General features: G+C 63.4%; 11 protein-coding genes. 6 read left to right on the forward strand and 5 right to left on the reverse strand.

The genetic code is table 11. The features are described from left to right. Positions 1-7: 7 nt before the first annotated feature. The 4 genes from NCR93_RS29655 to NCR93_RS29670 are packed head-to-tail and all read left to right on the forward strand — an operon-like array spanning position 8 to position 4,042. Positions 8-1,024, forward strand: a complete 1,017-nt coding sequence (locus tag NCR93_RS29655) for a glycosyltransferase family 2 protein (RefSeq protein WP_175982485.1) — start codon at positions 8-10, stop codon at positions 1,022-1,024. After that, positions 1,021-2,076, forward strand: coding sequence for a glycosyltransferase family 9 protein (locus tag NCR93_RS29660; RefSeq protein ID WP_175982414.1), 1,056 nt, complete (start codon positions 1,021-1,023; stop codon positions 2,074-2,076). Before NCR93_RS29655 ends, NCR93_RS29660 begins: the two co-directional genes overlap by 4 nt. Continuing rightward, complete coding sequence (locus tag NCR93_RS29665; protein ID WP_175982413.1) at positions 2,063-3,022, forward strand: glycosyltransferase family 4 protein; 960 nt, start codon at positions 2,063-2,065, stop codon at positions 3,020-3,022. The genes NCR93_RS29660 and NCR93_RS29665 overlap by 14 nt, the downstream gene beginning before the upstream one ends. A gap of 27 nt (positions 3,023-3,049) precedes the next feature. Further along, positions 3,050-4,042, forward strand: coding sequence for a UDP-glucuronic acid decarboxylase family protein (locus NCR93_RS29670; RefSeq protein ID WP_033535669.1), 993 nt, complete (start codon positions 3,050-3,052; stop codon positions 4,040-4,042). 61 nt (positions 4,043-4,103) lie between these two features. Here the strand turns inward: NCR93_RS29670 and NCR93_RS29675 are convergent, their stop codons facing one another. From NCR93_RS29675 to NCR93_RS29685, 3 genes are all read right to left on the reverse strand, one after another. Next, positions 4,104-6,767, reverse strand: coding sequence for an ATP-binding cassette domain-containing protein (locus NCR93_RS29675; RefSeq protein WP_175982412.1), 2,664 nt, complete (start codon positions 6,765-6,767; stop codon positions 4,104-4,106). Further along, positions 6,764-7,063 carry a hypothetical protein gene (locus NCR93_RS29680; protein ID WP_175982411.1) on the reverse strand — a complete coding sequence of 100 codons (300 nt, stop codon included), beginning with the start codon at positions 7,061-7,063 and terminating at the stop codon, positions 6,764-6,766. Before NCR93_RS29680 ends, NCR93_RS29675 begins: the two co-directional genes overlap by 4 nt. Positions 7,064-7,460: 397 nt before the next feature. Further along, positions 7,461-7,721, reverse strand: coding sequence for a hypothetical protein (locus NCR93_RS29685; RefSeq protein WP_239295324.1), 261 nt, complete (start codon positions 7,719-7,721; stop codon positions 7,461-7,463). A 362-nt stretch (positions 7,722-8,083) separates the two neighbouring features. On the opposite strand from NCR93_RS29685, the gene NCR93_RS29690 reads away from it, so the two are divergent. Together NCR93_RS29690 and bamA are read left to right on the forward strand one after the other, a co-directional pair. After that, positions 8,084-8,473, forward strand: coding sequence for a hypothetical protein (locus NCR93_RS29690; RefSeq protein WP_008345356.1), 390 nt, complete (start codon positions 8,084-8,086; stop codon positions 8,471-8,473). Positions 8,474-8,509: 36 nt separating this feature from the next. Further along, positions 8,510-10,804, forward strand: a complete 2,295-nt coding sequence (gene bamA, locus NCR93_RS29695; protein WP_175982410.1) for an outer membrane protein assembly factor BamA — start codon at positions 8,510-8,512, stop codon at positions 10,802-10,804. Positions 10,805-10,857: 53 nt separating this feature from the next. Here bamA and NCR93_RS29700 read toward each other — a convergent pair whose 3' ends face one another. Together NCR93_RS29700 and NCR93_RS29705 are read right to left on the reverse strand one after the other, a co-directional pair. Then, the gene (locus NCR93_RS29700) at positions 10,858-11,610 is read right to left on the reverse strand and encodes a winged helix-turn-helix domain-containing protein (RefSeq protein WP_175982409.1); all 753 of its coding nucleotides are present in this window, start codon (positions 11,608-11,610) and stop codon (positions 10,858-10,860) included. 2 nt (positions 11,611-11,612) lie between these two features. After that, positions 11,613-11,906, reverse strand: coding sequence for a DUF2866 domain-containing protein (locus NCR93_RS29705; protein ID WP_051078953.1), 294 nt, complete (start codon positions 11,904-11,906; stop codon positions 11,613-11,615). Between the last annotated feature and the right edge of the window lie 41 nt (positions 11,907-11,947).

Genomic DNA, 11,947 nt, shown 5'->3' on the forward strand with positions numbered 1-11,947 from the left:
CGGCGCGATGAGCGCGGCCGATGCACCCGCGATACCGCGCGGCGATTTCATCCCGGACGTGACCGTGGTCGTGCCGACGTATCGCCGCCCCGCGATGCTCGAACGCTGCGTGCTGGCGCTCGCGGCGCAGACCTACGATCCGGCGCGCTACGAGATCATCGTATGCGACGACGGCCCCGACGAAGCGACGAAGGCATGCGTGCAGCGCCTGTCGCAATCGCGTGCGCGGCGCGGCCCGTTGATCCGCTACGTTCCCGTCACCGCGACGCAGGGTCCGGCGGGCGCGCGCAACGCGGGCTGGCGCGCATCGCTTGCGCGGCGCATCGCCTTCACCGACGACGACACCATTCCCGATCCGAACTGGATCGCCAATGGCATGCGTGCGCTCGATGCGGGCGCGGATGCCGTGTCGGGCCGCATCGTCGTGCCGCTGGGACCACGCCCGACCGATTACGAACGCGACGCCGCCGGACTCGCCAGCGCCGAATTCGCGACGGCGAACACCTTCGTCACGCGCGCCGCACTCGAACGTACGGGCGGCTTCGATGCGCGCTTTACGGCGGCGTGGCGCGAGGACTCGGATCTGCAATTCGCGCTGATCAAGGCGGGGCTCGTCATCGCGCGTGCGGAAGACGCAACCGTGCTGCATCCGGTGCGCCCTGCGCGCTGGGGCGTGAGCATATTGCAGCAGAAGAAGAGCCAGTTCGATGCACTGCTCTACAAAAAGTATCCCGCGATGTTTCGCACGCGCATCCGCCGCAATCCGCCGCTTTTGTACTACGCGATGCTCGCGGCGCTCGTCGTTGCGATCGGATCGTTCGCAGCACACGCGCCGCGCACCGGGTCGCTCGCATTGCTTGCCTGGGCCGCGATGACCATATGGTTCAGCATGCAACGATTGAAGACGACTGCGCGCACGCCGTCGCACGTCGCGGAAATGCTGTGGACGTCGGCGATCATTCCGTATCTGTCGATCTACTGGCGCATACGCGGCGCGTTCAAGTTCAGGGTCTTCTTTCTATGAACGTCGAGCGCATCGTCATCTTTCGCGCATTGCAGCTCGGCGACATGTTGTGCGCCGTGCCTGCGTTGCGTGCACTGCGCCGCGCCTATCCGCAAGCACATATCGCGCTTATCGGTCTGCCTTGGGCGGCGAGTTTCGTCGAACGATACGCGCATCTCGTCGATGAACTTATCGTGTTTCCCGGCGCTATCGGTTTTCCCGAGCAGCAGGAAACAGATGCGCATCTGCCTCGTTTTCATCAAGCGATGCGCGCACGTCGCTTCGATCTCGCGATTCAACTGCATGGAAGCGGCGGCGTGGCGAACGATATCGTCGAAGGCATCGGCGCGCGTCTGAACGCGGGCTTTCTGAAGCCGGACGAAGCCATGCGTAAAGGCGTCTTCATGCCATGGCCCGACGATCTGCCCGAATCCGCGCGATACACCGCGCTCATGCAGCGGCTCGGCATCGACGCAGGCGATCTCGATCTCGAGATTCCGCTGACCGATGCCGACAATCGCGAATGCGATGCGCTGATCGAAGCTTGCGCGCTCGATAGCGAGCGGCTCGTGCTCGTGCATCCGGGCGCGCAGCTGCCTTCCCGTCGATGGCCCGTCGAGCGCTTCGCCGACGTGGCGCGCGCGTTGTCGCGGCGCGGCTGGCAAGTCGCCGTCACAGGCAGCGCGGGTGAAGCCCCGTTGACGGCGCGCGTTGCGCAAGGTGCCGGCATCGATCTCGCCGGCCGCACGTCGCTCGGCTCGCTCGCGGCGCTCGTCGCGAAGGCGCGGCTCATCGTATGCAATGACACGGGGCTTTCGCATGTCGCCGCAGCGATGCGCACGCCGAGTGTCGTCGTCGCGTCGGGCAGCGATACACGTCGCTGGGCGCCGCTCGATCACGCGCGTCATCGCGTGCTCGCGGACTGGCCCTCGTGCCGTCCGTGCGCGTTTCGCGAGTGCCCTTACGGTCATGAATGCGCGATGAACATAAGCGTGCAATCCGTGATCGACACGGCATTCGCCCAGCTTGAATCGACCGTCCGAGAGGAGACGCTTCTTCATGCCCACGACTAGTTCCCGGCGTCTGCGCGTGCTTACCTGGCATATTCACGGCAATTATCTTTACTATCTGAGCCAGGCGCCGCACGACTTCTATCTCGTCACGCGCCCCGGTTATCCGCCGGGCTATGCGGGCACGGCGGGTGCGTTGCCCTTCGGCCCGAACGTGCATGAAATTCCGGCGAGCGAAGTGCAGTCGCAATCCTTCGATGTCGTGCTCTTTCAGCACAAGCGTCAATGGGACGACGACCGCATCAATCTGCTGAGCGACGCGCAACGCCGGCTGCCGCGCGTCTACATCGAGCACGATCCGCCGCAGGAAAACCCCTTCGAACAGAAGCACTGGGTGCAGGAACGCGACACGCTGCTCGTGCACGTCACGCACTTCAACAAGCTGATGTGGGACAGCGGCGAAACGCCGACGCGCGTCATCGAACACGGCGTGATCGTGCCCGAAGGCGTGCGCTATAGCGGCGAACTCGAACGCGGCATCGCGGTGATCAATCATCTGCGCCAGCGCGGCAGGCGGCTCGGCAACGATGTCTATGCACAAGCGGCCGCGCGCGTGCCGCTTGATCTCGTCGGCATGGATGCGCAGTCGGCGGGCGGCATCGGCGAGATCGGCAATCTGGAGCTTGCGGCGTTCAGCGCGCGCTATCGCTTCTTCTTCAATCCGATTCGCTGGACGAGCCTCGGGCTCGCCATCGTCGAAGCGATGACGATCGGCATGCCGATCATCGGTCTCGCGACGACCGAACTCGCCACCGTGATCCGCAACGGCGAAAGCGGCTACGTGCATACCGACACGCAGGCGCTCATCGACGCGATGCAGCACCTGCTGCGCGATCCCGCCGACGCGCGGCGTCTCGGCGAAGGCGCGCGGCGCACCGCGCTCGAACGATTCAATATCGCGCGCTTCGCCCGCGACTGGGACGAAACGCTGCGCTTCGTATGCAGTTAGCACACACATCGAAAGGATGAAGGCGACATGAGAGAAGCCTATAGAAAGCGAATTCTGGTGACGGGCGGCGCGGGCTTTCTCGGCTCGCATCTGTGCGAGCGGCTGCTCGCGCTCGGGCACGATGTGCTGTGTGTCGATAACTTCTACACCGGCACGAAGGACAACATCGCGCATCTGCTCGACAGCCCGAATTTCGAACTGATGCGGCACGATGTGACATTTCCGCTTTACGTCGAAGTGGACGAGATTTACAACCTCGCCTGCCCCGCTTCGCCGATTCATTACCAGCACGATCCGGTGCAGACGACGAAGACCAGCGTGCACGGCGCGATCAACATGCTCGGGCTTGCGAAGCGCGTGCATGCGCGCATCTTCCAGGCATCGACGAGCGAAGTGTATGGCGACGCGCATGTGCATCCGCAACAGGAAGCGTACTGGGGCAACGTGAATCCGATCGGTCCGCGCTCGTGTTACGACGAAGGCAAGCGCTGCGCCGAAACGCTCTTCATGGATTATCGGCGGCAGCACGGACTGTCGATCAAGATCGCGCGCATCTTCAACACGTACGGGCCGCGCATGCATCCGTCGGACGGACGCGTGATCTCCAACTTCATGATGCAGGCGCTCTCGGGCGAGCCGATCACCGTGTACGGCGAAGGCTCGCAGACGCGCTCCTTCTGCTATGTCGACGATATGGTCGACGCATTCATCCGCCTGATGGACACGCCCGATGAACTCACCGGACCCGTCAATCTCGGCAATCCGCACGAGCTTTCGATGCTCGAGATCGCGCGGCGCATCATCGAATTGACGGGATCGTCATCGGAGATCGTGTTCAAGCCTTTGCCGATGGACGATCCGTGGCATCGTCAGCCGGATATCGCGCTCGCACGCGATGCCCTCGGCTGGACACCGACGACGCCTCTCGACGAAGGCCTGCGTCGCACGGCGCAGCATTTCCGTGGCGTCATCGAGGCGATGCAGGGACGTCACGCGCTCAATATCGCCACGTCAGGTTGATGCTTCCGTTCAACGGCGCAGCATTGCATCGGTCACATTCGAACGCGCGCTCGCGCCGCCCTCATCGAAGCGATGTGCGCGCCGTCACGTCGCCGATCGTCGCGATCAGCTTCGGCGCGGCGACCGGCTTCGTCAGATGCGCCTGAAAGCCCGCGGCCTGTGCGCGCGAACGTGCATCCGCCTGCGTGTGTCCCGTCAGCGCGATCGCGGGCATGCGTTCGGACAGCGACGCGCCGCGGCGCGACTCTTCCTCGCGAATGAGTCGCAGCACGTCGTAGCCGTTCTGTTCGCCGCCTAGCACGATGTCGCACAGAAGCGCGTCCGGCCACTGCGCGCCGGGCAGTTCGCGCAGACGCGCAAGCGCTTCATCGCCCGATGCGCAAGACATGACGCGCGCGCCCACCGATTCGAGCACGGCTTCGAGCGCATCGCGCGCGTCTTCCTGATCGTCGAGCACCATCACGGTGATGCCGGCCAATGCATCGTCATGCGTGGCTTCGGACGCTTGCGGATCGTCGAGCACGGGACGCAGCGGCATCGTCGCGACATACGCGACATGCTCGTCGATATAGCGCACCGTGAAGCCGCCGCCCATTTCGTTCAATGCGGATTCGAGCCGCCGCATCTGCTGCGAAGACAGATCGGCGGGACTCGCGCGCTGACCGATCACCGTGAGATTCGCGTGATTGTCTTCGCGGAACACGCGCAGTTCGATGCGCTCGCCGCGCGCCGCCGAGCTCATGTGCGAACGGCACAGATCGGCCACGATCTGCTGCAGCACGCTGGCATCGCCCGAGACGCGCAAACCCGGATCGCTGATGACCGTGTAGAGATTCACGCCGCGCGTGACGATCTCGTCGTGCAGCGCATCGACCACGCCTGCGACGAGCGCATCCAGTCCGAGCGCCGTCGCGGACACCTTGCGTTGCGCGTGCTTCAGCTCGCCCTGCTGCCATTGCAGCGACCACATGCGCGCGTACACGCCATCGCGCGCGAGCAGTTCGTCGTGCTGTCCCTGCTCGACGATGCGTCCATGCTCCATCACGAGAATCCAGTCGGCATCGACGACAGTGGACAGCCGGTGCGCGATGACGATCGACGTGCGGCCCTCCGCGAGCCTGTCGAGCTCGTTCTGGATCGCGCGTTCGGAGCGCGTATCGAGCGCGGACGTCGCTTCGTCGAACACGATGATGCGCGGATTCTTGAGTATCGCCCGCGCAATCGCGATGCGCTGACGCTCGCCGCCGGAGAGCCGCACGCCGCGCTCGCCGACGCGCGTCTCGTAGTCGTCCGGCAGACGCTCGATGAAGCCGTCGAGTTGCGCCGCGCGGGCCGCCCGCGCGATGTCCGCGCGCGTCGCGCCGGGACGCCCATAGCCGATGTTGTAGGCGATCGTGTCGTTGAAGAGCACGGTGTCCTGCGGCACGATGCCGATGGTCGCGCGCAGGCTGTTCTGCGTGACCTGCGAGATGTCCTGACCGTCGATGCGTATCGCGCCCGCCGTCGGCTCGTAGAGCCTGAACAGCAGCTTCACGAGCGTCGACTTGCCCGATCCGCTGCCGCCGACGACCGCGAGCTTCTTGCCCGGATGCGCGCGAAAATCGACATCGCGCAGAATCTGCCGCGCCGGATCGTAGCCGAACTCGACATGATCGAACTCGATCTCGCCCGCCGTCACGACGAGCGGCTTCGCGTGCGCTTCATCGACATCCTCGCGCACGCGGCCGCGCGACAGCAGAATGTTGAACATGCGCTCGACGTTGACCATCGCGTCGTTGGTCTCGCGAAACACGAAGCCGAGCGTGTTGAGCGGATTGCACACCTGCACGATATACGCGTTGACGAGCACGAGATCGCCCACGCTCATCGTGCCCGCGACGACGTGTTGCGCCGCGCGCAACATCACCGCCGCAATGCCGATCGTGATGATCGTGCTCTGCCCGACATGCAGCAGCGTGAGCGCGCGCTGATTGGCGATGCGCGCATGCACCCACTGCTCCAGCACGCTCGAAAGACGCCGCGTTTCGATGCTTTCGCTCGCGAAGAACTTCACCGTTTCGTAGTTGAGCAGGCTGTCGACGAGACGGCCGTCCGATTGTGCTTCGAGGCCGTTCACCGCGCGCTGGAAGCGCATGCGAAAGCGCGTGAAGATGACCGTCCACACCGAATACAGCACGAACGTCGCGCCGATGATCGCCATGAATTCCAGCGAATACGCATGCACCATGACCGCGACGATCGTGCCGATCTCGATCATCACCGGCACGATCGTGAAGAGCGATGTGCCGAGCAAAAAGCCGATGCCGTCCGCGCCCTTCTGCACGTCGCGCACGACCGCGCCGGTTTCGCGCCGCGCATGAAAGCGCGCGCCGAGCGCATGAAGATGCGCGAACGTGCGCTCGGTGAACGACGCGACCGTGCGCTGCGTGACGATGCTGAAGACGACGTCGCGCGCTTCGTTGAGCACATCGCCGAGATAGCGCAGCAGGACGTAGGCGAGGACGAGAAAGACCGGAAAGACGACGCTCGATGCGGGATGGCTGAACTCGTCGATGACGCGCTTGAGCATCAGCGGCACCCCGACCACCGCGAGCCGCGCGCCGATCATCAGCGCGACCGCCGCGGCGGTCTGATAGCGCCAGGCCCACACCGCGCGCCACAGATCGGCGCCGATGCGCCTGCGCAGACGCGCGCGCTCCTGATCCTCCGTTACGCGGGCCGTCACTCCTTCCAGTCCTTGCGCTTGCCCGCGCCGGGATTCGATGCGCCCTTCGTCGCGGATTGCGCGTTGTTCTTCTGCACGCGCTCTTCTTCCATGCGGCTAAGCGTGGCCGGGTCCGTGCCCGACTGGCCCGCGGCGCCCGCGCCGCCGGCAACACCCGCGGATTTCCCGGATGCCTGGTTTCCCGATGTGGAATGGCCTGGCGGCGCACCGTTTTGCTGGGCGTTTGCGAGCGTGACGCCCGACAGCGAGACGCACGCGAGCGTGTGGATCATTCCCGATCGTAATTTGCGATTCATGGCGTTCTTCCTGCAACAGGGAGTGGTCAGCACTGGTGTGTCGATCAGCAACCCGTGCGCCCGGGACCGCGATGACGGACCGAATGGGAAGCGTCAAGGGGCCTGAATCCAGCATGAACCCGCGTCATCATCGGGGCGCCCGAAGTCTTGTCCGACAGCGAATCGATATCGCCGGAGGCATCTCAGGCTGTTTTGCAATTCGTGAATCAATGCCATGCACGCTTTACTATTGCAACCGATCTGTCGTAGACGAATCTGACGCCATTCCTGTTCGGAAACTCTACGCTCGAATTGCGTGAGCGTGAGGTCGATCCTCGAGAGAGTCTGCCTATCCATCTTGTCGTAGTGGGATTGAGATCGAAAAGACTCGACCCAGTACGTTTGCAGGCAATTGCCTTCAATGAGCCTTGCGCGCCGCCTCTTCCAGCCGCAAGGACGATTCGAGAACTTCGCTCGAAGACGTGACGAATTCGCGTGCCCATTGCGTGGCGGCGCGCTCGGCGGCGCTCCGTGTTCCATACGCGACGTTGGTCGGAAAGGTCGCTTTGGGCACTTCGTCGTGCTTTCGATAATCTCGCTGGCGCGAGAACTGTGCGATCGCGGTCCAGCCATCATCCGGTACGTGTTCTGGAATGATCTCGACAAAAAAACCGCTCATGGAGTACATGATGTCCTTCGTTTAAAAGCACATCTGCTGATGCAAGATCCGAACGCCCGGAGAAACGCCCGACCGCTCGAGCGCTGCCTTGCCGCGCCGCTTTCGACGGCCACGCAATGCACGTTTTTCCAGACATGCGATGTAAATCAGGCATTCGGATAGCTTAGCCCTTATCGAGCAAATATCGGACCGCGGCGCCTAAAAAATCACGCGCATTTCATGATGTGGTTATAGGAAAGCATTCGATTGAATGCGCCGCTTTCTTGGCCGCATCCCGGGCAACATCCGGTAAGAGGCGCGTAACCCAATGCGCGTCGTGCCTTCATAGACTGTGCGCTTTCGATAACCCGCTTCGAACGCACATGCGCCCGGCTCTCACCATCGATTCGCTCGCGAGCTTCCGGCTTAGCGAAGACGGCGGCTATCTCGTCGTCGACGCGCGCTCGGGCTCGTCGGTCGCATTGCATTGCTCCGTCATGCACGAGTTGATCGCCGCGCTCGCGCACGCCATCGCGTGCTCGGAAAGAATCCGCAAGAAAAATCGCGCGGCCAAATTCACGATGCATTGCGCAGGCTGGGAAGTCGCGCTCGATGCGGATGGCACCGGCGCGCTGATTCTCTCCTTCGTCCTTCAGGGCGGCGCGCAGCTCTCCTTTCGCATACGCCGCGAAAGCGCGCTGCAGATCCATGAAGTCATCGGCGCGGCGACCGGCCAGTCCCTGCCCGCCATCGGCGATGCACCGATCCAGTAAGCCCGCGCCGCTCTCTCCACTTTTCCCGGTTCCCGCATGAAGCATCACATCTATCGCTCGCTCGCAGTCGCGGCGGGCGCCCTCGTCAGCGCGCACGCGCATGCCGGCAGCAGCTTCATCGTGCGCGACATTCGCGTGGAAGGCGTGAGCCGCGTCGATCCGTCGACGGTCTTCGCCAATCTCAAGATACGGCGCGGCGACACCTTCACCGAGACGGGAGCCACCGATGCGATCCGCGCGCTCTACGACACCGGCCTCTTCAGCGACGTGAGCGTGTCGACCGACGGCGACGTGCTCGTCGTGCGCGTCGTCGAAGCGGCGGCCATCGCCGGCGTTCAGTTCGCGGGCGTGCATGAATTCGACAAGGACAATTTGTCGAAGGCGTTGAAATCGGTCGGACTCGCGCCGGGTCAGACCTACAACAAGGCGCTCGCGAACCGCGCGGAACAGGAACTCAAGCGCCAATATCTGATGCGCGGCTTTTACGCCGCCGAAGTCACGACCACGGTGACGCCGCTCGATCGCGGCCGCGTGCAACTGCTTTTCTCGGTCGCCGAAGGACCGAGCGCGAAGATCAGGCAGATCAATTTCCTCGGCAACACCGCATTCGATGAAAAGACGCTGCACGACGAGATGCAGCTCTCCACGCCCAACTGGTTTTCCTGGTACACGAAGAACGATCTTTATCAGAAGGAGAAGCTCACCGGCGATCTGCAAAACCTGCGCTCGTTCTATCTCGATCGCGGCTACCTCGAATTCAGCGTGGAATCGACGCAGGTTTCGATCTCCCCCGACAAGAAGGACATGTATCTGACGATCATGCTGCACGAAGGCAAGCCTTACACCATCACGAGCGTGAAGCTCGCGGGCAATCTGCTCGGGCGCGATGCGGAATTGGCGCGGCTCGTGAGCATCGAGCCGGGCGAGCTGTTCTCGGCTAACAAGCTGCAGCAAGTGACGCAGACGCTCGTCGACAGGCTCGGCGGATACGGCTACGCCTTCGCGAGCGTGAACGCGCAGCCGGACATCGATCAGGCGCATCACACGGTCGCGCTCACGTTGCAGGTCGATCCGGGCAAGCGCGTGTATGTGCGCCGCGTCGAAGTGATCGGCAATACGCGCACGCGCGATGAAGTCGTGCGCCGTGAAATGCGCCAGTTCGAAAGCGCATGGTTCGACAGTCAGGCGCTCAAGCTCTCGAAAGACCGCATCAGCCGTCTCGGCTATTTCACCGATGTCGATGTGACGACCGTGCCCATCGAAGGCGATCCGGATCAGGTCGACGTGCAGATGAAAGTGACAGAGAAACCGACAGGGGCGATCACGCTCGGCGCGGGCTTTTCATCGACGGACAAGGTCGTGCTGTCCGCCGGCGTCACGCAGGACAACGTGTTCGGCTCGGGCACGAGTCTCGGCGTGAACGTCAATACGGCGAAGACGTATCGCACGCTGAGCATCACGCAGACGGACCCGTACTTCACCGTCGACGGCATTCAGCGCATCACCGATGCGTATTACCGGACGACGTATCCGCTCTACTATTCGAGCGATTCGAGCTTTCGTATCGTGAGCATGGGCGTCGACACGAAGTTCGGCATTCCGTTCTCCGAATCGGACATGGTGTACTTCGGCGCGGGCGTCGAGCAGGATCGCTTCAATACCGATTCGGATACGCCGCAATCGTATCTGGACTACGTGAGCGAGTTCGGCCGTGTGGTGAACAACGTGCCGCTCACGGCGAGCTGGAAGCGCGACCATCGCGACAGCGCGCTGGTGCCGAGCCGCGGCTATTATTTGCAGGCCAACGCGGAAGTGGGCACGCCGCTCGGCAACACCGAGTACTACAAGACCGATTTCACCGCGCAGTATTACCACTCGTTCTCGCGCGGCTTCGTGTTCGGCGTGAATCTTCAGGCGGGCTATGGCTCGGGTCTGGGTGGCAAGTCGTATCCGATCTTCAAGAATTACTACGCGGGCGGCATCGGTTCCGTGCGCGGCTACGAGTCGAGCTCGCTCGGTCCGCGCGACAAGACGACGAACGATCCGATCGGCGGCTCGAAGATGGTCGTCGCCAACATCGAGATGACGTTTCCGTTGCCGGGCACCGGCTACGACCGCACCTTGCGCGTGTTCACCTTCGTCGATGGCGGCAACGTCTGGGGCGACGAAGGCAACAGCACCGGATCGAACGGCCTGCGTTACAGCTACGGCATGGGCCTCGAATGGATTTCGCCGATCGGCCCGCTGAAGCTGAGCCTCGGTTTCCCGATCGTGCATCACAGCGGAGACACGTATCAGAAGTTCCAGTTTCAGATCGGCACCGCGTTTTAAGGCTCTTTACGTGAATCTCCGGCGAAGAGCCCGGCCCGTCCCGGTTCGGCGATCTACGCATGAGCGGGCATGACCGCGCCGAGCTTCGCGCCATTCGGACTGAAGGCGTAGCCGCGCCCGCGTATCGTCTGAATGAGGCGCGGCTCTGCGGGATCGTCCTCGACGATCTGTCGCAAACGGCACACGAGCGCATCGACCGAGCGCTCGGACAGCGCGCAGCCCTGCTCGCTCAACTGACGCGTGAGGCGCAGGCGCGACATCACCGTCATCGGATTGCGCGCGAACAACGCGAGCAGTTCGAGGAGCCTGTCGTGTACGTCGATGGCCACGCGCTTGCGCTTCAGCGTGCGCTTCGCCGGATCGAGCACGAAGTCGCCGAGGCGCAGCTTGCCGTCGCCGGGCGTGACCGGCAATGCACGCCCCGCGCGATGACGCAACAGATTGCGCATCCGCGAAAGAATCTCGCGCTCGTTGCAGGGCAGTTGCACGAAGTCGTCGGCGCCGAGATCGAGACAGGTGATGGCGTCCATCCAGCCGTGCGGCGCGCCGATGACGAGCACCGCGATATCCGGATGCAGCGTGCGCAGATCGCAGAGCACGGCTGCCGTGGGCGTGTCGGTCAGTTCGTTGCTGAGCAGGATCAGCGAAGGCTTCGTGTGCTCGATCTCGACGGCGAGCGTCTCTGCATTCGAGATCGTGCGCATCGCCGGGTAATAGCTCGAAAGAAATGCGCGCAGTTTTTGCCGAACGCCGTCATCCGGCTCGACGATGACGATGCGATGCGGCTCGTGCGTACCGGACATCATCGTTACGCCCTCCGCAGCTTCGGACGGCCGAGCGCGGCCGCATCGAGCGCGACGTGACGTTCGCCGTTGGCGTGCAGGCGCATGCGCTCGCGGATTTCCGGTTCCGTCGCGCTCACATGCACCGCGATGAACGAGCGTTCGCCGCGAAAGTTGATCCATTCGACGACACGGCAGGACGCGCCCCACGGCTGCACGATCGGCGCGGAAAGGCGGCAGCCGCGCAGTTTCGTCGCGGGTTCGTCGGCGATCTGCGCTACATCGGCGGAACTTCGTCCGGGCCAGGACGGGCGCTTCATATCGGCCTCCTTTCGTTCGGTGCGTGGCATGGCGTAACTCC

The sequence above is a fragment of the Caballeronia sp. ATUFL_F1_KS39 genome, from assembly GCF_023630985.1.
Classification (GTDB): Bacteria; Pseudomonadota; Gammaproteobacteria; order Burkholderiales; family Burkholderiaceae; genus Caballeronia; species Caballeronia zhejiangensis.